Origin of the sequence: Streptomyces sp. WAC07094 (assembly GCF_036320405.1) — a bacterium.
GTDB lineage: Bacteria > Actinomycetota > Actinomycetes > Streptomycetales > Streptomycetaceae > Streptomyces > Streptomyces lannensis.
The window spans coordinates 1,682,869-1,705,456 of the sequence record NZ_JAVMJZ010000001.1 but is presented as its reverse complement, the minus strand read 5'-3'; the positions used below and the strand labels follow the sequence as shown (position 1 = coordinate 1,705,456).

The window sequence follows — 22,588 nt, the reverse complement described above, 5'->3', positions numbered from 1 at the left end:
CACCGGCAGGGTTCGCGGGACCTTGACGGGCTCCTGGCCGTGAACTGCATTTCAACTGGATCCCGGCGCGAAGAGTCCATCCCGGCCGTCAGAAGGCGGGGTGCCGGCCGCGTACCGGACTGAGTGTCTCCAGCAGTGAAGCGATGTGCAGGATCGTCGACTCGGCGTACCAGGTGGCGACCAGTTGCACGCCGATCGGCAGGCCGTCGCTGCTCGTGCCGAACCGCATGGACAGGGCCGGGAGTCCCGTGAGGCTGAAGGGTACGGTCGTCATACTCACGTGGAAGGCGCCCACCGTCCGGCCGTCGAGGGTGAACCGTCCGAGCCCGTGCGCGTGCGCGGGGATCGTCGTCACGGGAAGCAGCAGCGCGTCGTACCGCTGGAAGTACTCCGCGAAGCCGTCCCGGAGCCTCTCGACGCCCTGCTCGGCCAGGATGTAGTCCTCCACTGACGTGTCGGGTGCGGCGAGCAGAGCCCTGGAGTAGGTGAACATCTGGTCCTCGTGACCCGCGGTGGTCTCGCGGACGGCCGGCTTCATCTCCATGACGTGCTGCCGGGCGAAGAGTTCGAGGGGGTTGTCCCGCTCGAGAGCCGGGATGTTTACGGCCTCGACCCCGACACCCGCCCCCTCCAGGGCGTCTGCGGCCTTCTGCACAGTCGCCACGACCTCTGCGTCGACCGGACCGAGTCCCGAGTCGACCAGCCAGCCGACGCGGACGGGCCGGTCCGGTGAGGCGCCCAGGCCGGCGTCGAACTCGGGCGGGAGCACGGAGAAGCCGTCGGCTCCGTCAGGGCCGGCCAGCAGTGGATACGCCAGTGCGAGGTCACGGACGGTCCGGGCCATGGGACCGGCGTGCCAGTCGCGGCGGGGCTCCCGCGGCCAGAACCCCGTCAGCGGGATGCGCCCGTGCGTCGGCTTGAGGGCTGCGATACCGGTGTCCGACGCCGGCCCACGCACCGAGATGGACAAGTCGCTTCCGAGACCGAGCGGCGACATCCCAGCAGCGATGGCCGCGGACTCCCCACCGCTCGAACCTCCGGACGAGCGGTTGAGGTCCCAGGGATTGTTCGTCCTGCCCGTCAAGAGGTTGTCGGACTCGACCCAGTACGAGAACTCCGGGAGATTGGTCTTCGCCAGAAGGATCGCGCCGGCCCGCTTCAACCGCGCCACGCCGGTGGCGTCCGTGTCCGGGACGCGCCCCGCGAAGATCGGCGACCCGCGCTGGGTGAGCACTCCGGCTGTGTCGAAGCCGTCCTTGACGGTGAAGGGCACGCCGTGGAGCGGTCCCACCTGCCCACCCGCCGCGAGTTGCTCGTCCGCCGCCCTCGCAGCGTCGAGCGCGCCGTCGGCGAGCGTCACGATCGCGTTCACCTGAGGGTTGGTGGCCTCGATGCGGTCGAGGTGCGCCCGAACCACCTCGACGGAGGAGACCTTCCTCGTGCGGATCAGCTCGGCGAGTTCGGTCGCGTCGGAGTGGATGAGGTCGGAGGCCATGAGGGAGTTCCTCTCAGATCTGTATATACCGCCGTACTATCCGGTCGTTTCTCTGCTTCGGACGGTGCGACGCGCCGCCGGGGTGTCGGAGCCCGCGGCCCGCTCAAGGCCCCGGGACGAGCTCGGCACGACCGCCATGACCCGCCGACAGCTAGGCGAGCTCATCGACGAGCTGACTGCTGCGCCGGAGGTTCAACGCGTCCGAGTGCTCCGCACACGTCGCGGTCACAAGCGGTCGGTAGCCGCGCAAACTCGCGACCATGGACCTCCTCGGCCAACTCTTCGGCGTCACCGTCATGACCATCGGCCGCGCGAATCCGGAAAGCCTCCCACCCTCTCCCGACCCCATTTGAACCAAGGGTCAAAGGACGAGGCAAAGATCTGCACGCCTTGAGGAGCCGAAGTCAGTATCGTGGTGCCGCTTTCCCTTCGGGCAAAGAGATGCTCGCGGTCGGTGCCCCGTTTCATGAAGTACGGCGCGGTGCAAAAACTCTATTATTTCAAAAAAGCGCTTTGGGCGACCGAGGAGGCCTGGGCATGGAAACCGGCGACCGCCTGAGAGACCTCGCGCAGCGCGTGGGGACGGCCGACGTCGTGGACGCTCTGGGGCGGGTGCACCGGCATCGCAGTCACCTGGTCGATCTCGCCAGTCCCGCGCCCGACCGGTTGCTCTTCGGCCCTGCGGTGACGATCTCGTTCTTCCCCGCCTGCGAGGCCGCGCTGCCCTCGGAGACGTTCAATTTCCCTGCCCTCTTCAGCGAGGCGGTCCGGGAAGGGGGCGAAGGCCGTGTTCTTGTCATGGCGAGCAATGGATATCCAGATACCTCGATGGCCGGCGGAACCAAGCTCTCACTGTTGAGGCACGCAGGAGTATCGGGTCTTATCGCCGACGGACGGATCCGCGATTTCGACGAGTTGGCCGACACCGAACTGGCGGTGTACTGCCGGGGCGAGGCCGTCGCGTGGGGAGGCGCCACCGTCACGCCTTTCGAGGCCAATCGCCCCGTGGTACTGGGCGGGGTCGGGGTCATGCCGGGTGACTACGTGTTCGCGAAGGGATCGAACGCGGTGGTCATCCCGCGGGACCAGGTACTCGACGTGCTCGAGGACGCCGAGCGGATGATGGGGGAAGAGGCCGATTTGGCGACTCGATGGACCGCGGGGACCCCCGAGTCAGGAAGGGCGGACGTCCGGTGACTTCGGTGGCTCGCCGTCGGCGTCCCAGGAGCACGTCCGCGGGCCGGCCGCGCCCTCATGGCCGGGCGGACCGGCGCCAGGAAACAGAGCCGACTCGTTGTCCTTTCCCGGAAGGCACGTCGTGAACGCAGAAGCGCGTGACCCGAACAGCCACTTCGACGGACTGCGTGCGCTCTTCGTCAACTGCACACTCAAACCGTCCCCGCAACGCAGCAACACCGAAGAACTGCTCCTCATGAGCAGCACCCTGATGGAGCGCCAGGGTGTCGAGGTGGAGGTTGTCCGAGCGGTGGACCACGACATCGCGACGGGCGTCTGGCCCGACATGACGGAACACGGGGCGCCCAGTGACGAGTGGCCCGTCCTCTATCGACGAGTGCTGGACGCCGACATCCTGGTGCTGTGCGGTCCGATCTGGCTGGGCGACAATGCCAGCGTGACCAAGCGGGTTGTGGAGAGGCTCTATGCCTGCTCGTCCCTGCTCAACGAGCGGGGTCAGTACGCCTACTACGGCCGCGTCGCGGGGTGTCTGATCACCGGGAACGAGGACGGCCTCAAGCACTGTGCGAGCAATCTGCTCTACAGCCTGCAGCATCTCGGCTACACCATTCCGCCGCAGGCGGACGCGGGCTGGATCGGAGAAGTGGGGCCCGGACCGTCCTACGCGGACCCGGGGTCCGGCGGGCCCGAGAACGACTTCACCAACCGCAACACCACGTTCATGACCTGGAACCTCATGCACGTTGCCAAGCTGCTGAAGGAGGCGGGAGGTATCCCCGCCCACGGAAATCAACGCTCCCTCTGGGACGCCGGTTGCCGTTCGGGGCAGTCCAATCCCGAGCATCGCTGAGAGTGGCATGAGAGCGTTCCGCTCATGCCACGCGCCCGGATCCGGTTGAGGCGGATTCGCGCCGCCCGGTCGCGGAATCGGGGTTGACGCGGGCGCGGCGTCCGGCTGCGGCCCGGCGCGCCGAAGGGGCCGATGACAGCAGGGGCCCTCGCTCAGCCTCGCGTGAGGTGGGGAGGTCTTCGTCGAGATGCCCGCCATCGCCCCCGTCCGCGCCGCCTTCGACCGGCGTCCCCCACGCATCCGGTGAGCACGGACCCTGGCTCGATGAGGTCATGACGAGGTTTCCCGGTACTTCCAGCCGGTCTCGGAGCTGGGGAGCCACGAGGTTTCCCTCGAGCAGGGGATCTTCGAGGCGCCGATCAGTCCTGCTTTGACGGTGCGAGCCCGCGACCTGACGCGAACGCTTCCAAGTGGGGAACGAACCTCGCATATCGGCTCAAGCATCAAACTCTGATGTGAAATCACGCGCTTGCGTCTGAAGGGCAGTTGGGAACATCTAGCACTGCCCTGCTAGTACTCGTAATTTAGGAATTATTGTTGACACGCGTCTGTAACCGCTGCAAGATCCTGGAAACATTCCGCGGGCGCGCGGGCATTGACTGGTCCGACGTCCCACCGCCGCACCCTCCATGAGAGGGCGGCACCTCGGACTCACGACCAGGACGGGTCGCACGCCTGATCGAAGGATCCGATGTGAAACGACATCTCACCGCCCTCCTCGCCCTCGTGACCGGCTTGCTGGCCGTGTCGGTTCCCGCAGACGCCAGCCCGGCGGCCCGCACGGTGGCCGCCACGACGCCGGCATCCCAGCAGGTGCTGAGCCCGACGCCGTACATGGGCTGGAACACCTACTACGCACTGGGTGGCGATCCGACCGAGGCCGAGATCAAGTCGGTGGCCGACTTCCTGGTCAGCAGCGGCCTCCGCGACTCCGGCTACCAGTACGTCTGGATCGACGGCAACTGGGCGGCGCCGACGCCGCGCAGCGCGGCCGGTGACCTGGTGCCCAACCCCGACCAGTTTCCGAACGGACTGAAGCCGCTGGTCGACTACATCCACTCCAAGGGGCTGAAGGCCGGCATCTACACCGACGCCGGCCCGTACATCCCGGGCAAGTGCGGACTCGGCAGCCACGGCTACTACCAGCGCGACGCGGACCAGTTCGCCGCCTGGAAGTTCGACGCGGTCAAGGCGGACTACCTCTGCGGGATCGCCGCCGACCTCGACCCGAAGACCGTCTACACCGAGTTCGCGCAGGCGTTGCGGAACAACGCCAGCAAGCGACCCATGATCTTCAACCTCTGCAACCCGGTGACCTCCCCGGACTGGGGCAACTACCCCGAGGAGCAGCAGTCGACGTACTCCTGGACCTATGCGCCGTCGATCGCGCAGTCCTGGCGGACGTACACGGATGTGGGTTTCGTCGGCGAGATCAAGTACAAGGACGTGCTGCGCAACTACGACGCGAACGCGCGGCACCCCGAGGCCGCCGGGCCGGGACACTTCAACGACCCGGACTACCTCGGTCCTGAACTGGGGATGAACGATGAGGAGTTCCGTACCCAGATGACGCTCTGGTCGGTGGCGGCCGCGCCGCTGATGATCGGCAGCGACGTCCGCAAGCTCAGCAAGACCTCGCTGGACATTCTCGAGGACCGCGATGTGATCGCGATCAACCAGGACTCCGCCGGTGTCCAGGCCGTCCGCGTCGGGCCCGCCGGTACGACGGAGACCTGGGTGAAGCGGCTGGCGAACGGCGACCGAGCCGTGGTGCTGCTGAACCGGGGTGACAGCCCGGCGACCCTGACCACGAAGGCCTCGTCGGTAGGCCTGTCAGGGAACAGGTTCACCCTGAAGAACGCCTGGACCGACAAGGTCACCGAGAGCGCCGGCACCATCAGCGCCGCCGTCCCGGCCCACGGCGCGGCCCTGTTCCGGGTCAGCCAGGCCACGGGCAAGCCCGGAGTTCCGCACGTCGTCGCCGGCCTGCCGCAGGTGACGCAGGTCGGTGACGACGCGGTGCCGGCCGGTACCGCCCCGCTCGTCGCCGGCGGCGACCAGGCCCGGGTCGAGGTCACCGTCCGCAACGACGGTGCGCAGCCGGTCTTCGCACCCCGGGTCGAGCTGGCCGTGCCCGCAGGCTGGACGGCCCGTCCGCTCGACAAGGCACCGAAGCTGCTGGACTCCAACCACTCCGCGACCTTCGCCTTCACCGTGACTCTGCCGGCCACCGCCGCGCCGGGCAACGCCGCACTGACCGCCACCACGTCGTACGAGGTGATCGGCAAGGGACGGCTGCTGCAGGAGACGTCCACGCCGATAGTTGTCGCACCGGCGGCGCCGGACGGCGACGTCGCGCTCTCGCACCACCAGTGGATCAGCGCCACCAGCGGGTGGATGAGCCCGACGGTCGACCAGAGCGTCGGTGGCGGGTCGCCGATCAGCATGGTCGGCCAGGTCCACGCCACCGGCATCGGGGTCGCCTCTCCCTCCACGATCCGCTACTACCTCGGCGACCAGTGCAGCCGGCTGACCACCACCGTGGGCATCGACGACGCGGTACGCAACGTCGGCCCGGAGGGCGGCACATCGACCTTCCAGGTGATCGGTGACGGCAAGGTGCTGTTCGACAGCGGTGTGCTGACCCGCGACGACGTCCGTCAGGCCGACATCGACCTGACCGGCGTCCGGGTGCTCGACCTCGTGGTCGGCGACGCCGGCGACGGCGGCTACAACGACCGCGCCGACTGGGCCGGTCTGAACGCCACCTGCTGACCCGGCTCGGCCGCATCCCGGTGACACCTCACCGGGATGCGGCCGATTCACCATGACATCGGGACGCCGTGGCGCGGCTACGCGCCACGGCGTCCTGACGTCGGGCCGGGCCCCCAGGAAGAGCGGACGAACGTCATGCACGCCGCAGCACCACGAGTTCGGCGTCGTGCGCGGCGGTCCACCGCGCAGGTGGGCCGACGACGGTGAAGTGGGGGTCGGGAGAGCGCCGGTCGGCGCGCCGGTGGGTGCCGACCGGGTCGATACCGGCGAGCGGCGTGGCCGGAGCCGATGGCGGTCGTGGCGAAGTCCCGGCCGTGAGTCTGCCCTGGTGGATGTATGAGCGGTGTGCGCCCCTCGTACTGAAGGGGCGTGGATCGGCATCGCGGACCGCCGAGACCGGAATGCGCGCGAGGGCGGGACCGAACCCGTGAAGCAGGGGTGGAAACCCTGTGGAAGTGGTGTCGGTGGTGCCGCTTATGCTGCACCGGACGATCAAGCGGAACGTTGGGGGCGGGGCATGTTCGACAGGCTGTTCGGCAGAGGCGGGGAGAGGTCGGCGGCGGATCCGCACGCCCTTCCCGCCCCGCGCAGGACGAGGAACGGGATGTACACGCTGCGCGCGCTCGGAGACTCGCGGGTGCTCGCGCTGGTGGAGGCGGCAGGCTCGGGTGACTGGTCGGCGGTCAAGGCGACGCTGGCCCCCTTCGATCTCGGCCGCGACGACCAAGTCCTCGGTGAGCTCGCCGACTTGGACGGTGTGCAGGCCTGGATCGGTCGAGCCGTCGAGGAGGACAAGGAACACCGGGCGACGGCGCTGCTTATATCCGGCGCGCGCCACGTCAACTGGGGCTGGGAGGCCCGCACCAGCGCTCTTGCCGTGGACGTCTCGCAGGCGCAGTGGCGGGTGTTCCACGAGCGGCTCCGGATCGCCGAGGAGCAGCTGCTCGAGGCGGCCGAGTTGCAGCCGGAATGGGTCACGCCGTGGCGCCGCCTGCTCACCTCCGGCCGTGGCATGTCGCTGGGTCCCGCCGTCAACGAGACCCGGCTGGACGCCGCCCTTCGCCGCGATCCGCTGAACCTGGACGCCCATATCCAGTGGGTGTCGCAGTTGCAGCCCCGTTGGGGCGGCAAGCCGGGCGAGGCCCTGGCATTCGCCCGTGAGGCGTTCGCCGGAGCGCCGGACGGCCATCGCCTCGGCTGCGTGATCGCCATGGCGCACATCGAGGACTGGGTCGAGTCCAGCCGTCAGAACTGCCTTGTGACCCCGGAGATCCAGGACGAGTTGCTGGAGGCGGCCGAGCGCAGCATCCTCCATCGCGCCCATGTGCGGCGCCCGGGCTGGCAGGAGGACTTCAACACCTTCGCGATGGCGTTGTCACTGGCCTCCGAGAGAATCGCGTTGCCGCGCGTCTTCCGCGAGTTGGGCGGCGCGTACACCCCGTGGCCATGGAAGTACATGTCGCAGCCGGAAAAGATGTACGCCCGCGCCCGGCGCAACGCCTGAGCCCCACCCCGCCCACCGCTCGTCGCTCACCTCACCCCGGACTGCCCGATGACTCTGCACGACACCCCGTTGAGCCCGGCCGGCGCCGACCGCACCTTCCAGGTGGATCTGCGCGGCCTCGTTGATCTCCTCTCCCACCACCTCTACTCCAGCCCCCGCGTCTACCTGCGCGAACTCCTCCAGAACGCGGTGGACGCGCTGACCGCGCGGCACGGTCTCGAGCCGGGCGCCCCCGCCGACGCCTTCGGTATCCGCCTGTACGCCGATGGCTCGGTGGTACGTGTGGAGGACGACGGCGTCGGTCTCACCGAGGACGACGTGCACACTTTCCTCGCCACGATCGGCCGCAGCAGCAAGCGCGCCGAGCGGATAGCCGAGCAACGCGCAGACTTCATCGGCCAGTTCGGCATCGGACTGCTCTCCTGCTTCCTGGTCGCGGACGAGATCCACGTCCTCAGCCGTTCCGCCCGCACCCCCGACGCCCCCGTCGTGGAATGGCGGGGCCGCGGCGACGGCAGCTACACCGTCCGCACCCTGCCCTCCTCCGCACACCCGCGTCCCGGCACCACCGTCACGCTGACACCGCGCGTCGACGCGGGCGAGTGGACCCGGCCGGCACAGGTGCACGCGCTGGCCCGGCACTTCGGCTCCCTGCTGCGCCACCCCGTGACCTTCGACGACGGCACGGGAGGCTCGGGCGCATCCGTCAATCCCGAACCCGCACCGTGGGCGGGTACGTACCCCACGCCGGGAGCACGCTCCCGCGCGCTGGCCGCGTACGGCGAGGAGACCTTCGGATTCACCCCGCTGGACACCATCGAGCTTGACCTGCCGGCCGTGGGCCTGAAGGGCATCGCCTGCGTGCTGCCCGAGGCGGTGCCGGCCGGGCGCCGCCACGGCCACCGCGTGCACGTCAAGGGCATGCTGCTGTCCGAGCAGGCCGAGGAGATCCTGCCCGAGTGGGCGTTCTTCGTCCGCTGCGTCGTCGACGCCGAGAGCCTGCGCCCCACGGCGTCCCGCGAGTCCCTGTACGAGGACGACACACTCGTCGCGGTCCGTGACGCTCTCGCCGAGCGGTTGCGCGCGTGGATCGCCCGGACCGCCGCCAGCGACCCGGATCTGCTCGGCCGCTTCCTCCAGGCCCACCATCTGGCCGTGAAGTCACTGGCGGTGCACGACGACGAGATCCTGCGGATGCTGCTGCCGTGGCTGCCGTTCGAGACCACCGACGGGCACGCCACACTGGACGAGTTCGCGCGCACCCACCGCACCGTGCTGGTGACGTCCAGCGTGGAGGAGTTCCGGCAGGTCGCGGCGATCGCCTCGGCAGCCGGGCTCGGCGTCGTCAACGGCGGCTACACCTACGACCGTGAACTGGTCCACCGGCTGCCGGAGATCAGGCCGGAGGTCAGCGTCGCCGACCTCGACCCGGCGACGCTCACCGCCCACCTCGACCCCGTCGACCGGGAGACGGAGCTGGCCGCCGCGGCCTACCTCGCCCTGGCCCGCGACGCGCTCGCCGTCTTCGACTGCGATGTCGCCCTGCGCACCTTCCAGCCCGCCTCCGCCCCCGCCCTCCTCCTCGACAGCCGAGAGGCCCGGCACGAACGCACTCGTTCCCAACTCGCCCGCGAGCAGCAGGGAGGAGTGTGGGGCGACATCCTCGGCCACCTGCGCCAGGAGGCGCCCCGGGCCCAGCTGATCCTCAATCAGCTCAATCCACTGGTCCGTACGGCCGTCGGCATCGACGAACCCGAACTGGCCCGCACCAGCGCCGAAGCCCTCTACGGGCAGGCCGCGATGCTGTCCCGGCGCCCGCTCAGGCCCGCCGAGTCGAGCCTGATCAACCGCTCCTTCCTCGACCTCCTCGCCCACGCCCTCCGCAAGGACAGCTGACGATGCCGACCGCACCCCAGAACACCGACGAGCTGTACCAGGCGCTCCAGGAGAACGACCGGCGCCCCTACGGCCGTACCCGCACCGTCACCGCCGAGGAACTGGTCGACGCCGCAGAGCAGTTCGCCGAGCCCGTCCCCCTCGTGCACGCGCTCCTCGAACTCCAGGAGGCGTACACCTACGGCTCCGAACCCCGGAAGTCGCCCGTGGTCTTCGCCCGTCTGCTCACCCTTTTCGAGGAGCAGCCCGACGTCTTCGACGAGCGCCTGCGCCACACGTTGTTCTGGCGGTTCAAGTGGGTGGCCAACGCCTTGCGCGCGCTGCCCGAGATGCCGCTGGCCAGCCTCCGCCAGTGGCTGACGGAGATGCGCGACCGGTACGAGAAGGCCGGCCTCGGACTTCAGCCCTACTATGGGCAGGCGTACCAACTCGCCGCCCATGTGGGGGAGGACACCACCCTCGCCTACGAGTTGTGGGCGAGCCGTGCCCGCACCAGGCTCAGTGACTGCGAGGCCTGTGAGATCTGCGAGCGCGCTCTGTACCACCTCGCTGCGGGCGACGACGAGCGTGCGCTGCGTACCTGGGAGCCCGTCCTGACCGGGAAGGAGTCCTGCCAGGAGGAGCCCGCCCGCTCCGTGTCGTACGCACTGCTTCCCCTGCTGCGCACGGGCCGCACCGACCAGGCCCGCGAGGTGCACCTGGCCGGTTACCGCGCCTGCCGCCGCAATCCCTCGATGTCCGGGGAGGTCGGCCGGCACCTGGAGTTCTGCGCGCTGACCGGCAACGAGGCTCGCGGTCTGGAACTGCTCGCCGAAAACCGGAACCTGTTCGACGAGGTCGACTCGCCGCTGGACCTGCTCAGCTTTCTCACCGGCGCGGAGGTCCTGCTGCAGCGCGTCGAACTCCTCGGGCACGGGGAGCTGCCCGCAGCCGGATACGCGGGCCGCACCTGGACGGTGGCCGGCCTGCGCGCCGAGGTGCACGGTCGCGCCGACGACCTGGCCGCGCGCTTCGACGCCCGCAACGGGACCACGGCCCACACCGACCGGCGCGAGGCCCGCCTCGACCGTGCCCCCCTCCTGGACGCGCTGGAACTGACCCTGCGCACCCGAGGCCTCGACGATGTGGCCCCGGCTGCCGCGCCCGTCCCTCGCGCGACGGCCGCCGTCCCCGAGTCGCTCCCCGAACTCATCCGCCGCGCAAGGGCGTTGGAGGAGCAGGGGCATCCGGACGCAACGGCCTGCTGGGCACGGCTGCGCACGCTCGTCGCCGCCCCCGACTACGTCCATCCCGACGACCCGGCCGTGGGGCCGTTCGTACAACTGCGCGCGGACCTGCTGGAGGACGAGGCGAGCCGAGCGGGCGACAAGGAGGCCTTCGACGAGGCGGCCGCCCTGTACGAGAAGGCCGCGAGCCTGTACGACGAGGCCGGAGCGCCGGGGCACGCGGCGCTCGCACGCGCCTGCGCCCTGATCCCCGCGGGTGAGCCCGCGGAGGGTGCCGACGGCGCCGAGGCGAAGACCGCCGAGCTGACCGCCGCACACGCGGCTCTGGTCCGTCTGCACGAGGAGACCCCCGGCTTCGCCCCGTACCAGGAGGCCCGTGTGCTGCGGCTGCGGGCGACCGCGCTGGGCCTGCGCCTGCAGACCTCCAGGAACGAGGAGCACACTGCGCCGGTCCTTGCCGAGACGGACCTGCTGCTCGACTTCGCCACCCGGCACGACATCGCCGCGCAGATCTCCGGCGCCCTCCTGCTGCGGGCCAGCACATACGCCATCTCCGGCGATCTGCCCGCCGCGCTGACGGAGACCGACGCCCTCCTCGACCGGTTGAGGGCGCACGGCCCTGCCTGGCACCTGCCCCGCACACTCGGCCTGCGCGGCCGGATCCAGCTCGGCCTCAAGGACGCCCAGGCCGCCCACGCGGACCTGGCCGAGAGCCTTCGAGTGGCGGCCGAGTGGCCGGCCGGGACCATCGACACCGCCCGCCTCCAAGGTGATCTGGCCGAAGCCTGCATGCACCTGGGCCGCCCCGACGAGGCACTGCGGCACCTGACGCGCTCCGCGGAGCTGGAACTGCGCCACGGCAGCCGCACGGACGCGTTCCACTCCTACAGCAACGCGGCGCGGCTCAGCCTCGACCTGGGCCGTATCGAGGACTGCATCGCACTGCTCGACTCCCTCCTGACCGAACCGGACGTCGCAGCCGGAGAGCTGGACGACCGGCTCGTCGCCCAACTGCGCCTGACCCGCGCCCGCGCGTTGCACGCGGGTGAGGATCTGAAGGCCGCCACGGTGGAGTTCGCAGCCCTCGCGGCCGAGTCGGCCGACTGGGACGACGATCCCGGAAGCCACGCCATGATCGCCGCCGAGACCGCCGTGATCCTCGCCCAGTCCGGCGAGTTCGGCCGGGCCCGCGAGGCCGCGGACCAGGCTCTCGCCGCCCACGTCCGGGCCCCGCGCTACGAGCAGCTCAGCAGCTGCCTGCGCGAACTCGCCCGCCTCCAGGCCCAGCAGCAGGGTTCGGAGGGCCTGGCCGACGCTCTCGCCTACCTCGAGGACGCGGGCGGGATCGCCGACGAGGCCCGCGCTGCCGAGTACGAGGCCCGCGGCCGCTCCCTGGACAGTGCCCTGGCCTATGAGCACGGACGGGTCAACGCCTTCGCCGGCGAGTACGAGACCGCCCTGGCCGCCCTGGACGAGGCCGTCGTACTGCTCGGCGAAACGGGACCCGACGAGGACCACGCCGACGAGTGGGCCGAGTGCGTCCGTCTCGCGGGTGCGGTGGAGGGCATCTACCTGGAACGCCCCGCCCCGGCCCTCACCCGCCTCGACGCGGCGGTCTCCCGCCTCACCGCCCTCGGCCACACCGAGGAGACCGAGGAACTGGTCTCCCTGGCGGCCCGGCTGCGCGACCAGGGGTGATGCGACGGGCGCGGTACCGGGCGGACGCCCGCCCCGGCACCGCGCCCTGCCGGTCCGCCCCGGTGCGCGCCGGTCGCAGCCGGCGACAGCCTCCCCGTGCAGGAACGCTCCCGCCTACTCCCTGTCCTGCGTACTGGGGCACGGAGGCATTGGCTGCCGGCCATCGGGGCCTTACTGGGCGGCGTGCTCCTTGACGTAACGGATGAGGCCGGCGACGTCCTCGGGGACCAGGCGGCCGATGGCGCCGTTGGAGTAGACGGCCACGATGACACCGCCCTCGGGGTCGAGGACGAACCCGGTCGACTGGAGATGCTCGGGGTCGTCGTTGACAAAGGCCCCGGTGGCCGCGGCGATGGACTTGGCGTCCGCGCTGTGTCCGACGGGGTAGGTCAGCTTCAGCTTGTCGATCAGGGCCTGGGTGGTGGCCTCGTCGTCGACGGAGAGCGCGACGACCTTCACACCGAGTTGCTCGAAGGTCTCACGGGCACGCTGGAATGCCCGCAGCTGGCCGTTGCAGTACGGGCACCAGGAGCCTCGGTAGAACAGCACGACACCGAAACTCCCGTGCAGGGTGTCAGGCAGGGAGATCTGCCCGCCACCCGGAACCGCGACAGTGATCGCAGGGAAGGCGTCGCCGGGGCGCAGGACGTGGCTCACGGTGGTTCTCCTGTCATATGGTTTTGTGATCGTGCGGAGGTCGTTCGGTTGGGCGCTTCGGCGTGTCCGCCCTACGGCGTGGGGGCAACAGGTCTCGAAGGAGGCCCGGACAGAGCGCTGGACCCTCACCGGCGCCGTGAGGCGGTGGCGCGGGTTCCATCGGTCTCACCAGTCGCGTGACAGGCCGGAGGATCCGGAGGACCTGTGAGGCTGGAGCCGCGCATTCCCGGTGGTGGGGCCGACCGGGAGGTGAAGGTGCATACGGCTCGCGCCTCTCCGCTCTCCTCGGCCTGTCCACATTCGATTGGCGGCACCCCGGAGCGGATTCTTACTGTCGATCTCGGATCGGTTCTGCGAGCGCCCGTACCTGGAACGATGCGGTCATGCAGTCACCGCCGAGGTGAGGGCCGGCGATGAGGATACGCACGGGGCGAGGGCTGCCGGTTGCCGCAGACCGCAGGGGAAAGAGGTTCGGGGCCGGTCGGATCGTCGGCCGCGGCTCCGCCGGGCGCTAGCTGTTCCCGCGCCGTACGGCACGGGCCGTTCCGGCGCCTTGACGTCCGGCTGAGGACGTCATGCATGCCGTGCTCGGTTCGCGCGCGGTGTTGCCGTTCGCTGAACCGTTCAGAGGCCGCCGACATGCGGCTCTCGGCGCGGCCGGCCACCGCAGCCGATCGTCTGGGTGGTGCGACGCGTCAGAGGTCGTGCGCAGCCAGGGCGATGGCGGCCAGCAGTCCCTGGTAGTCCTCCGAGCACGGACCACACGCCCGAAGATGGGCCTCCACACCCGCCATTTCGCCGATGTGCCGGTCGTTCTCGGGCATCTCTGCGTAGATGTGCAGGACTTCCATGGCACGCTCGCAGCCAACGTCACGGGGATCGGTCCGCAGAAATGCTTCCAGCTTCGTTGTGTCGATCATGAGGGCCTCGATGTGCTTGTGGGCAGATACCCCAGGTCGGTCAGTCGAGCGCGCAGCCTGCTGCGCGCATCGAACATCGTCTTGTAGACGGCGTTGCGGTTGGTGCCGAGCCTGTCCACCAGCGCGTCGAGCGGCACGCCGTTGACGACGAGCGCCACGAAGACCCGCCGCTGGTGATCGGTGAGGACCTCATCCACAGCCGCACGCAGGTCTGCCAGCAATTCGCGAGCCTCGGTCTCAGCTCCCGGGTCGAGACCGAAGCGGTCCGGCAGCCGTTCCCATTCCTCGTTGTCGAGTGTGACGCCGGGTGTCCGCCAGAAGTGGCGGCCGAGCTTGGTCGAGACTTCGAATACCACGAATTTGAAGGCCCATGTCGTGAACTTGCTCTCGCCACGGAACTGCCCGATCTTGCGTGTGATGGCCAGAAGAGCGTCGGCAGCCGCCTGGTGGGCGAGGTCGTCACGCTCGGGACCCGCGACGTCATGGGTGGCGCGGCGACCGATCTCGAAGCGGGCGATCCGCAGCAGCACCGCGTGCAGCCTGGTACAGGCCTCCTCGTAGGGGCGTCCCTTCGACTCCAGCGCACGCACCCATTGTTCGGACTCAGGGTCGAGTCCGGTATGCCTCACGCCGCCGGGGTCGCCCATCACGGGGACGGAGAGTGGCCCCGCGGCCTCCATATCGGCTTCGGACGCACTGTTCGCCATGGTGCTCGCAGTCTCCCGGGCAAGCGGTATCGGCTTCGTAGGCCACACCACGACGGGTGAGCCGGGCGCCACGATCACACGGCCGGCAGGTCGCATCACCGACCCGAGGGCGCGAGACACAGCGCCCCGGTCGAATGGTGGCAGGAGCCGCAATCCTGCAGGAATCTTAGCAGCGCCGGACGGCGGCGATCCGCCTGCATCGTGAGCCCCGTCTCCTGCGGATGCCGGTGTCATGTCTGCGCCGCCCGCACATCGGCGGACGCATCGGACGAGACGAGTGAGCCGTTGCTTGCACGTGGTGCAGGTGGTCACCAGCTCCTGGACCTCGGCGCTCCCGGTGCGGCTCCGGGAAACACTGACGGGGGTGGTCCGTCCCCACCGGTAGGCGCGGCGATCCGCTGTAGTGCCTCCGCTGCCTCAGGGTGGCTGCCGCGAACCGGCGGCAGCCACCCCCGCGCGTGATCAGAGAGCGACTATGCCCTCGCCGCCCACCGCGTCGGGCACTGCGGTCGAAGCGACCTTCGTCAGCGAGCCGTCGGCGTTGACGCGGAATTCGTCGACGCCGCCGACCGCGCCGGTCTGGGCGTAGAGGAACTCCCCGTCGGAGGAGACAGCCGCGTCCACCGTGCCGGCGCCGGTCGAGGTGTTGCCCAGGACCTGCAGCGAACCGTCGGCACCACCGTGAACGCGGGTGAGGGAGCCGCTGCCCGCGTTGGCAGCGTAGAAGTTGTCTCCGTCACGGACGACCCAGCAGGTCGCCGCCTGGCCCGTGGCCACCTCGCTGACCTTGGCCAGCCGAGCGTCTCGGCCGAACGCATAGGTGGCCACCGAGTTCGAACCGGCCTCGGTGACGACCAGACGGCCCGCGGCGTCGAAGGTGAAACCGAAAGGCACTGCGCCGGGAGTGGGGGTGACGACCGGCTTGGCCGAGATACCGAGGGTACTGACAGGGAACACGTCGATGCTGTTGCCGACACCCTTGGTCGTGACGACCAGCCTGCTCCCGTCCGGGGTGAAGCCGACCTGCGCCGGGGTGTGGGTGAACTGCGGGGTGGCATTCGGGTCGAGGCCCAGTGCGCGGTGCCAGGAAGGCACCTTCAGCAGCTTCTCGCCGACGCGCAGGAAGCCCTGCACCGAGCCGCCGTCCAGGGCGTTCAGCACATACACCAGATTGCCGTGCACCGTCACACTCACAGGGAACGTGCCGCCGGAGGCGATGACCTGGCGCCGTACGAGCTGGTCGCCCTGCACCGAGAAGACCGTGATCGTGTTGCTGCCGGCGTTCACCGAGTACAGCAGTCGGTGTGCCTTGTCGTACGTCAGTGAGCCCTGGGATGCCAGGTTGTCCACCACGGCCCCGTCCTGCTTGCCCCCGAGGCCGCCCGTCGCATAGACCCGACGCTGTTCCAGGGAACCGTCCGCCGCACGGCTGTAGGCGACGACCGTGTTCCCGGTGGTCCGGTCGGTCTGCACGAACACCGGGGCGCCGGAACGGCTCGAGTGGTGCGCCGGCCGCGCCGACGCGGGACCGGCGAACGCGGCCAGCGACGCGACAGCGGCGACGCCGACGCCTGCTGTCCGGGCGGCCTTGAACGTCTTACCCATGGTCATCCTCACAGTGCCTGGGGCGGTGGTGGCCCAACCGCCGTGTCTGTTGCCGAGGCCCTGTCAGCCCCGCCATTGCCTCGGCATCGGGAAGCGGCGCGTTCTTACTGGACCCGGGAGCGTCGACATAGTTCGGTAAGGATTGAAAGTCCCAGGGCGGCCAGGGGGCGGGTGGCGGCGCGCGCGTGGCGGGGGAGGCGGGCGGCAGGGAGAGCACCAGATGTCGCAACCGGTGGTGGAAGCCGTCGCGGCGCCGCGTGCGTCGAGTACGGCCGTATCGGCAAGACCGTGCACTTGCTCACCCTCGTGATCAGGTTGAGGGCACCTTGTGCCTGTGGGAAAACCCTCCACGCCGGTCAGTCAGCATCGGTGCAGATCGTGGCGTCACCCCCCATGGTTCGACCACGCCGGCGCAACAGGCACTGCACGCCGTGGGTACCCACAGAGTGGTGAGGCGCCGTACGTGCTGACGGTGCAGGTTGTCCTTGGTTTCACGCGCCTTCGAACCGGCGCACCAGGTTTTCGCCGATCGCGCGGCGTGCGCTGTTCGTCAACGGCTCCTCGGGCGGAAGACGTTCCCCGCGCAGCTCGGCGACCATGATCGCATCCTCCGTCGCACGTGAAAGGAAGTGGATCGCGTCGCGTAACTCGGCACGGCAGGAGCACTGGTCACCAGCGACGGCCCGTGCGCGTCTGACGTCCTCCCTCGCTGCCGCCATCATGCTCTCCTCGCATGAGTCGGCCACGGCTGCCAGGGCTCCTCCTGGCTGTACGTACTCGCATTTGCCCTCTGGGGACGTCCACGGCAACCTTCGCAGCCCGGTGGTTCGGTTCACTGGGTCGACTCCTCGTGGTCGGCTTGGCTCCCGGCTCCCGTACCCGGCAGCGGGGGCGTTCTAGAGTTCAGTGTACGCGTATACGCGTATTCGCGGTCGCGTGAAGACGAAGATTCGCGCACGCTCACAGCATGGATCTTGACCGGAGCAAGCCCGTATGGCCGCAGGTGGCCGGTGAGTTGCGCAGACGGATCGACGCCGGCGTGTACCCGAAGGGTGAGCGATTTCCCGCTGTCGTGACCCTCGCCACCGAGCTCGACGTAGCAGCCTCGACCGTGCAAAAGGCGGTGGCCGCGTTGCGTGCTGAGGGGCGCCTCTACACCGTGCTCGGTCAGGGCAGCTTCGTGCGCTGACCGCGGCCCCGGCTTCCCGTCGAACGCCCCGACCCGACCGCTTGCCCTTCGCATACCGGTGGTGCCGCGGGCTCGGCCGTCGGGAAGGGGCGTCACCGGGCTCGTCTGCCGGGAGACGGCTGGAGTGGCCGGTTCGCACGTCCGCTGGAGACACTGGGTGTACGGAAGCGGCCGGGGCGGACCGAGGTGATCGCCGATGGTGGAGGAGACTGTGGACTATCCGGGTCTCATCGTCCCGGTCGGGCATGTCGAGCCGGTGCCGCGGCGCATCCGCGCGCAGGTCGGCAGCCGGTGGGTGTTCGACACCCACCGCGCGCTGTACGTGTGGGAGTGGCCCGGTTATCCGCAGTACAGCATTCCGCTGCGGGATATGGCCGAGGGTGTCCTGACCGACGACGGCCGCGCCGGCCGGCTAGGCCCCGGTCCCGCGCGGCGGCACTCGCTGCGGGTGGGTTCCGAGGTCCGCGAGGGTGCGGCGTGGGTCTGGGGCGAGGGTGCCCCGGAGCCGCTCATCGGTACCGCCCGTTTCCGGTGGGATGCGATCGACGCGTGGTTCGAGGAGGACGAGCAGGTCTTCGTACACCCGAGGAGCCCGTACACCCGGGTGGACGCGCTGCGCTCGTCCAGTGGCGTGCGCGTCGAGGTCGACGGCACCGTCCTCGCGGACGCGCCGTCCTCGGTGAAGCTATTCGAAACCGGCCTGCCGACCCGTTACTACGTGGAGCGCGCCTTTGTCGACTGGACCCTGCTGCGTTCCTCGGCAACCGTGACGGCGTGCCCGTACAAGGGGAGGACCAGCGGGTACTGGTCGTTCGTGAGCGGGGCCGTCAGTCACGACGATCTCGCCTGGGCGTACGACTTCCCGACGGTGTCGTGCTCCGCCATCGCGGGGATGGTCGCCTTCTACAACGAGCATGTCGACCTGTACGTGGACGGCGTTCTGCTCCCGCGGCCCACCGCCCTCTCGCGAGCAGAGTGGGACAAGCAGCGGCGAGCCGGATCCTGAGCTGTCCCCGGCGCCGACGGGACGTCCTCGCTCAGGTGTGGAAGCACTTCTTGTGTCCCTCTGCCGGTTTGAAGCATGCCCGGAGTCCGGTGCGGCCGCTGCCGTCGATCATGGGTGTGACAAGCGGGTTCTCCGTGTCGTACTTGTCCGCGGCCTTGGCCTGCTCGGGCGCGCCACCCGGGGTGGACACGGTGAGTACGTCTCCGATCCGCGCGGTGCCCACCAGTGCCCACGCGGCGCGGCACTGCCTGCTGTAGACGATTTCCAGTGTTGTTCCGGTGGAAAGCCTCTGCTCGCCGAGTACTTGTTCCTGACTGGGCATGGCGCAGCCCATCGCCGTCGGTTTGTGACCTGCGCACGTCAGGGCGTGGCATCCGGGAGCGGGCGGTGCGGCGGGCGCGGTATTCGTGGGGTTGTCGACGGCCGTATGAAGCCAGGCCGTCACCGCTGTCACGGCCGTGAGCCCGACCGCGCAGACGACGGCGAGGACCCCCCGGTGCCGCCGTCCGCTCGGTCCGTGTACCGGGCCGGGTGCGGTGTGGTCTGTGGACGGTCCGTGGCCGCCGGGCCGGTCGTCGTCCGACGGAGTTGCGTCCGGCCGGGCCACCGGGGGTGGTGTCGTGTGGGCCCGTCCGCTCCACTCCAGGTCGGCCAGTTCCCACAGCGCCACCAGACGCCCGGTGGGTTCACGTGCCACGGTGCACAGCGCCTCGACGGCTTGGCGCGGGGCGAGCTGCTTGCCGTTGAGGTAGCGCTCCCAGGAGGACTTGCTGTAAGCGGTGCGCTGGGCCAGCGCAACCATGCTCAAGCCCGTCCGGGTCCTGAGATCGCGCAGTTCCCCGGCCAGCCGCGCGCATACGGGTCCGGCCGCGGACGGTTCCGTGTCCGTCATTTCCGCAGTACCTGCCAGGTGCGCGGGCCGACGAGGCCGTCAGGAGGCAGTTCGGCCCTGTCCTGCAGGCGCTTGACCGCCCGCGTGGTGTTCGGCCCGTAGACACCGTCCACGACGCCCGGGTCGAAGCCCAGACGGCGCAACAGACACTGAGCCTCCACGACATCCCACCCCGGCCCGGTGAGCAGCGCCGTGCTGGTGGTGCTGTAGCCGGCGTACCACCGTCCCGCCTTCTGCTCGACCGCACAGGGATAGGTCTTCCCCGCCTTGTAGGTGAAGGCCCCGTGGGACGGCGGGGCCGAGTCCCCGTTCTTCCAGGGCGCGACGACCAGGAGCCCGGCGGTCAGCCCGCCGAGAACCACGGCCACAAGGACGCCGATCACCACCGTGCGCCGTGCGCCCCGCGACGGGGCCGGATCCGATCCCTTCGATGTGCCGGGTTCCTGCCGCCACGTCTCCTCGGCCACTTCATGCAGAACGAGAAGCCGTGTCGGATCGACACCGCCGACCCGCGCCAGTTCTTCCACCGCCTGCCGCGGTGGCAGGGCCCGCCCGTTGAGATAACGCTCCCAGGAAGAGCGGGAGTAGCCGGTCTTCGACTGCAGCGACGACAGACTCATCCCGCTGTGGTCCTTCAGCCGGCGCAGCTGAACGACCAGATTGCGCGCCCGTTCATCAAGTGAATCGGGTAACTCTTTCCAACGCGGCATGTTCCACCCCATACCACTTGCCGATCTGATCAGTCGTCACAATCATGTCGTCCAGGGGACGCTACCGTAGGCGGCCTTTCGGTCAGCCCGGCTGCCTCCGGGCCGTGCCGTCGCATCCCGCCCCTGCTTCAAAGGGACCGCTGTCCCAGCAGGTCAGCGGGCGGGACGTCCCGCGAAGTCCTCAATCCGGCGTCGTTCCTGGCAGCCGGTGCCCGCTGCCCCGCAGTCTCGGTGTGCAAGCCGGGCGGCGCGGTCCACCCCGCGCCGCCCTCGCCGCAACGAGGAAAGAGCACATCCCATGAACCGTCGCAAGGGTCTGGTCCTGTTGGCCGCGGTCGCCTGTGGCCTCGCGGTGTCGACCACGTCCGCCTCGGCGGCCGACGCCTCGGTCGTCGCCCCCGAGATCACGACTTCCAAGGTCACGGCTTCCGTTGTGCATCCGGACAGCCGCTGCTTGGTTTGGACCAAGGAGACCACCAACTACATCGGCCTCACGGCCGGCTACTCCTGGGCCTGGAACGTCACCGTGCGCCCCGGTGCAACGGGGGACAGGGTCAAGGAGATCCAGTGTCTCACCGACTACTACGGCGAGGGTCCCAGCGCACTCGACGGCGTCTACGGGCCGGCTACCACCGCCGCTGTGAAGCGGGTGCAGGCGCGTTGCGGATTCTCGTCCGCGGAGCAGGACGGCGTCGTCGGCCCCATGACGTGGCGTTGCCTGCGCATTCCCTGACGGGGTCGCCGTGGTGCGGCCGTCGCCGCGGCGCGCTCGCCGGTGTCCACCGTGTGCCTGTCACCCGGGGGTGGGCCGGAAGAGGGGAAGCCCGGACTCGCCGCCGCAGCGTTCGGCGACAGTGGCGAGAATGCTTCGGAGCGTTGCCGACCATCGGTGGCCCTCGCCCAGTACCGGCACGGTGCCGTGCAGTTCGCCGCCCACGAGCGCGTCGTCCCCGCCGCCAGGCATGTGCACCGCAGGCGTCGTCCGCTGCCCGCGCGTGCCTCCTCTCCCGGACCGTCGTGTCCCGCAAACGCAGTGGCGGCATGTGTCATTCGGACCCGCCACACAACATCTGGAGGAAGAACTCACCATGCGTATCAACAAACGTCTCGCGGCTGCGTTCGCGACTGCAGCAGTGCTCGGGGGAGGACTGGCCGTGGCCCCCGACGCGGAGGCCGGAAGCCAGTCGGCGCAGACCTACACCTGCCACTACTCCGCCTCTGGAGGTTACGAGTACGCCGGCTACTACAGCGGCAACACGGTCGTTCCGTCGGCTTCCTCCGTGACGAACGCAGGCATTGAGGCGCAGTGCCTGTTGAAGTGGATCGGTTACTACCGCTACTCCGTGGACGGGATCTTCGGCGCGCACTCCCAGGCGGCCATGAAACTGGCCCAGGAAACCATGGGGGGCGTCACGGTCGACGGTTTGCCGGGGCCCCAGTCCTGGCGCGGACTGCGCTACCTCGCCGCCGGCTGAGCAGGGATCGGGGACCGGTGCGGTGACTCAGCCGTCTCCGGTCCCCGTTGGTGCAACCGTCATTCGCCACGTGGACTCGGGGGCCTGTTGCTCATGCCGGCTGCCGGCGAGAGCCGCCATGTCCGCGCATTCAGACATCCAAGTGCGTCGTGGCGCAGGGGAGAAGAGGAGAGAGAATGTCGATCACGCGAGCTGTGCGCCGTACCGCTGTAACAGGAGCGGCCCTGGTGTGCGCCGTGACAGGACCCGTCGGCACCGCCGGCGCGTCGACTACCGCCGGATGGATCGGATACGGCTACGCGAACACCAGTAACGGGGTGAGGTGCGTGCAGGAGGCCGTCAACAACTCGCCCGCCCCCGCCCATGTGACCGTCGACGGTGCCTTCGGTTCCCAGACCTACTCCGGCATCAAGAGCTTCCAGCAGTGGTGGAACCACACCGGCTATTCCCCGCACCTGAGCGTGGACGGCGTCGTCGGTCCGCAGACCGGGGATCAGATGCTGGGCTACGTCGGCGCGGGCTGCTACCTCTACGTCCCCAGCACCGACTGAACCGTGATCCGGTGCCAAGCCGTCCCCTTCGGGCAGGGGCGGCGCGGTGCCCTTTCGGCGGAGTTGTCCTCGCGTGACCACGAGTGCCTCGTCGTGGGCTCGACCCGCCCCTCGGACACGCGCTCTCACGCTGCTGAGCGAGGGCCTCGGCCTTACGGTCGCGGTCCTCGTCGCGTGTTCGAAGGTCGACCGTGATGCCCGGGCCACTCGCAGAGCGGGCCGCCGACGCGTACGA

The 22,588-nt window shown here is 69.6% G+C and carries 19 protein-coding genes; 11 read left to right on the top strand and 8 right to left on the bottom strand.

Annotation, left to right across the window (positions count from 1 at the left end; genetic code table 11):
• Nucleotides 1–88 precede the first annotated feature (88 nt).
• Nucleotides 89–1,495 carry an amidase gene (locus RCR19_RS07450; RefSeq protein WP_331264400.1) on the bottom strand — a complete coding sequence of 469 codons (1,407 nt, stop codon included), beginning with the start codon at nucleotides 1,493–1,495 and terminating at the stop codon, nucleotides 89–91.
• A 441-nt stretch (nucleotides 1,496–1,936) separates the two neighbouring features.
• Here RCR19_RS07450 and RCR19_RS07445 point away from each other — a divergent pair, with 441 nt between their 5' ends.
• The 6 genes from RCR19_RS07445 to RCR19_RS07420 all read left to right on the top strand — a co-directional run bounded on the left by RCR19_RS07445 (nucleotide 1,937) and on the right by RCR19_RS07420 (nucleotide 12,641).
• Nucleotides 1,937–2,692, top strand: a complete 756-nt coding sequence (locus RCR19_RS07445; RefSeq protein WP_331264399.1) for an RraA family protein — start codon at nucleotides 1,937–1,939, stop codon at nucleotides 2,690–2,692.
• 121 nt (nucleotides 2,693–2,813) lie between these two features.
• Nucleotides 2,814–3,542, top strand: a complete 729-nt coding sequence (locus tag RCR19_RS07440) for a flavodoxin family protein (protein WP_331264398.1) — start codon at nucleotides 2,814–2,816, stop codon at nucleotides 3,540–3,542.
• 693 nt (nucleotides 3,543–4,235) lie between these two features.
• Nucleotides 4,236–6,317 carry an NPCBM/NEW2 domain-containing protein gene (locus RCR19_RS07435; RefSeq protein WP_331264397.1) on the top strand — a complete coding sequence of 694 codons (2,082 nt, stop codon included), beginning with the start codon at nucleotides 4,236–4,238 and terminating at the stop codon, nucleotides 6,315–6,317.
• Between the two features lie 517 nt (nucleotides 6,318–6,834).
• On the top strand, nucleotides 6,835–7,821 hold the full coding sequence (locus tag RCR19_RS07430; RefSeq protein WP_331264396.1) for a hypothetical protein: 987 nt from the start codon (nucleotides 6,835–6,837) through the stop codon (nucleotides 7,819–7,821).
• A gap of 48 nt (nucleotides 7,822–7,869) precedes the next feature.
• Nucleotides 7,870–9,717, top strand: a complete 1,848-nt coding sequence (locus tag RCR19_RS07425; RefSeq protein ID WP_331264395.1) for an HSP90 family protein — start codon at nucleotides 7,870–7,872, stop codon at nucleotides 9,715–9,717.
• A gap of 2 nt (nucleotides 9,718–9,719) precedes the next feature.
• A complete protein-coding gene (locus RCR19_RS07420) occupies nucleotides 9,720–12,641 on the top strand; it encodes a hypothetical protein (RefSeq protein WP_331264394.1) in 2,922 nt (973 codons plus the stop codon).
• Between the two features lie 171 nt (nucleotides 12,642–12,812).
• On the opposite strand, the gene RCR19_RS07415 is transcribed toward RCR19_RS07420, so the two are convergent.
• From RCR19_RS07415 to RCR19_RS07400, 4 genes are all read right to left on the bottom strand, one after another.
• Nucleotides 12,813–13,298, bottom strand: a complete 486-nt coding sequence (locus RCR19_RS07415) for a peroxiredoxin family protein (RefSeq protein ID WP_331264393.1) — start codon at nucleotides 13,296–13,298, stop codon at nucleotides 12,813–12,815.
• A gap of 695 nt (nucleotides 13,299–13,993) precedes the next feature.
• Nucleotides 13,994–14,218, bottom strand: a complete 225-nt coding sequence (locus tag RCR19_RS07410) for a hypothetical protein (RefSeq protein WP_220291480.1) — start codon at nucleotides 14,216–14,218, stop codon at nucleotides 13,994–13,996.
• Nucleotides 14,215–14,925 carry a sigma-70 family RNA polymerase sigma factor gene (locus RCR19_RS07405; RefSeq protein WP_331264392.1) on the bottom strand — a complete coding sequence of 237 codons (711 nt, stop codon included), beginning with the start codon at nucleotides 14,923–14,925 and terminating at the stop codon, nucleotides 14,215–14,217. Before RCR19_RS07405 ends, RCR19_RS07410 begins: the two co-directional genes overlap by 4 nt.
• A 462-nt stretch (nucleotides 14,926–15,387) precedes the next feature.
• Nucleotides 15,388–16,530, bottom strand: coding sequence for a beta-propeller fold lactonase family protein (locus RCR19_RS07400; RefSeq protein ID WP_331264391.1), 1,143 nt, complete (start codon nucleotides 16,528–16,530; stop codon nucleotides 15,388–15,390).
• 967 nt (nucleotides 16,531–17,497) lie between these two features.
• Between RCR19_RS07400 and RCR19_RS07395 the strand changes: the two genes are divergently transcribed.
• Both RCR19_RS07395 and RCR19_RS07390 read left to right on the top strand, forming a co-directional pair.
• Nucleotides 17,498–17,719, top strand: a complete 222-nt coding sequence (locus RCR19_RS07395) for a winged helix-turn-helix domain-containing protein (protein ID WP_331264390.1) — start codon at nucleotides 17,498–17,500, stop codon at nucleotides 17,717–17,719.
• 196 nt (nucleotides 17,720–17,915) lie between these two features.
• Entirely contained in the window at nucleotides 17,916–18,725 is an 810-nt protein-coding gene (locus RCR19_RS07390; protein WP_331264389.1) for a DUF427 domain-containing protein, read from the top strand.
• A 31-nt stretch (nucleotides 18,726–18,756) separates the two neighbouring features.
• On the opposite strand, the gene RCR19_RS07385 is transcribed toward RCR19_RS07390, so the two are convergent.
• Together RCR19_RS07385 and RCR19_RS07380 are read right to left on the bottom strand one after the other, a co-directional pair.
• Nucleotides 18,757–19,617: a DUF2690 domain-containing protein gene (locus RCR19_RS07385; RefSeq protein ID WP_331264388.1), complete on the bottom strand. Its 861-nt coding sequence runs from the start codon at nucleotides 19,615–19,617 to the stop codon at nucleotides 18,757–18,759.
• Nucleotides 19,614–20,327, bottom strand: coding sequence for a peptidoglycan-binding protein (locus RCR19_RS07380; RefSeq protein WP_331264387.1), 714 nt, complete (start codon nucleotides 20,325–20,327; stop codon nucleotides 19,614–19,616). The genes RCR19_RS07385 and RCR19_RS07380 overlap by 4 nt, the downstream gene beginning before the upstream one ends.
• 298 nt (nucleotides 20,328–20,625) lie before the next feature.
• Here RCR19_RS07380 and RCR19_RS07375 point away from each other — a divergent pair, with 298 nt between their 5' ends.
• Nucleotides 20,626–21,060: a peptidoglycan-binding domain-containing protein gene (locus RCR19_RS07375; RefSeq protein ID WP_331264386.1), complete on the top strand. Its 435-nt coding sequence runs from the start codon at nucleotides 20,626–20,628 to the stop codon at nucleotides 21,058–21,060.
• Between the two features lie 60 nt (nucleotides 21,061–21,120).
• Here the strand turns inward: RCR19_RS07375 and RCR19_RS07370 are convergent, their stop codons facing one another.
• Nucleotides 21,121–21,291 (bottom strand): hypothetical protein, encoded by a 171-nt coding sequence (locus tag RCR19_RS07370; RefSeq protein ID WP_331264385.1) that lies wholly within the window; start codon nucleotides 21,289–21,291, stop codon nucleotides 21,121–21,123.
• Nucleotides 21,292–21,415: 124 nt separating this feature from the next.
• On the opposite strand from RCR19_RS07370, the gene RCR19_RS07365 reads away from it, so the two are divergent.
• Nucleotides 21,416–21,802 carry a peptidoglycan-binding domain-containing protein gene (locus RCR19_RS07365; protein WP_331264384.1) on the top strand — a complete coding sequence of 129 codons (387 nt, stop codon included), beginning with the start codon at nucleotides 21,416–21,418 and terminating at the stop codon, nucleotides 21,800–21,802.
• Between the two features lie 176 nt (nucleotides 21,803–21,978).
• Nucleotides 21,979–22,353 (top strand): peptidoglycan-binding protein, encoded by a 375-nt coding sequence (locus RCR19_RS07360; RefSeq protein ID WP_331264383.1) that lies wholly within the window; start codon nucleotides 21,979–21,981, stop codon nucleotides 22,351–22,353.
• Nucleotides 22,354–22,588: the final 235 nt, after the last annotated feature.

Coding starts and splice junctions, on each gene's coding strand:
- RCR19_RS07395 (WP_331264390.1), top strand. CDS start 17,498: ATGGATCTTGACCGGAGCAAGCCCGTATGGCCGCAGGTGGCCGGTGAG.
- RCR19_RS07380 (WP_331264387.1), bottom strand. CDS start 20,327: ATGCCGCGTTGGAAAGAGTTACCCGATTCACTTGATGAACGGGCGCGC.
- RCR19_RS07375 (WP_331264386.1), top strand. CDS start 20,626: ATGAACCGTCGCAAGGGTCTGGTCCTGTTGGCCGCGGTCGCCTGTGGC.
- RCR19_RS07365 (WP_331264384.1), top strand. CDS start 21,416: ATGCGTATCAACAAACGTCTCGCGGCTGCGTTCGCGACTGCAGCAGTG.
- RCR19_RS07445 (WP_331264399.1), top strand. CDS start 1,937: ATGCTCGCGGTCGGTGCCCCGTTTCATGAAGTACGGCGCGGTGCAAAA.
- RCR19_RS07425 (WP_331264395.1), top strand. CDS start 7,870: ATGACTCTGCACGACACCCCGTTGAGCCCGGCCGGCGCCGACCGCACC.
- RCR19_RS07430 (WP_331264396.1), top strand. CDS start 6,835: ATGTTCGACAGGCTGTTCGGCAGAGGCGGGGAGAGGTCGGCGGCGGAT.
- RCR19_RS07400 (WP_331264391.1), bottom strand. CDS start 16,530: ATGGGTAAGACGTTCAAGGCCGCCCGGACAGCAGGCGTCGGCGTCGCC.
- RCR19_RS07450 (WP_331264400.1), bottom strand. CDS start 1,495: ATGGCCTCCGACCTCATCCACTCCGACGCGACCGAACTCGCCGAGCTG.
- RCR19_RS07370 (WP_331264385.1), bottom strand. CDS start 21,291: ATGCCTGGCGGCGGGGACGACGCGCTCGTGGGCGGCGAACTGCACGGC.
- RCR19_RS07390 (WP_331264389.1), top strand. CDS start 17,916: ATGGTGGAGGAGACTGTGGACTATCCGGGTCTCATCGTCCCGGTCGGG.
- RCR19_RS07360 (WP_331264383.1), top strand. CDS start 21,979: ATGTCGATCACGCGAGCTGTGCGCCGTACCGCTGTAACAGGAGCGGCC.
- RCR19_RS07405 (WP_331264392.1), bottom strand. CDS start 14,925: ATGGCGAACAGTGCGTCCGAAGCCGATATGGAGGCCGCGGGGCCACTC.
- RCR19_RS07420 (WP_331264394.1), top strand. CDS start 9,720: ATGCCGACCGCACCCCAGAACACCGACGAGCTGTACCAGGCGCTCCAG.
- RCR19_RS07385 (WP_331264388.1), bottom strand. CDS start 19,617: ATGACGGACACGGAACCGTCCGCGGCCGGACCCGTATGCGCGCGGCTG.
- RCR19_RS07410 (WP_220291480.1), bottom strand. CDS start 14,218: ATGATCGACACAACGAAGCTGGAAGCATTTCTGCGGACCGATCCCCGT.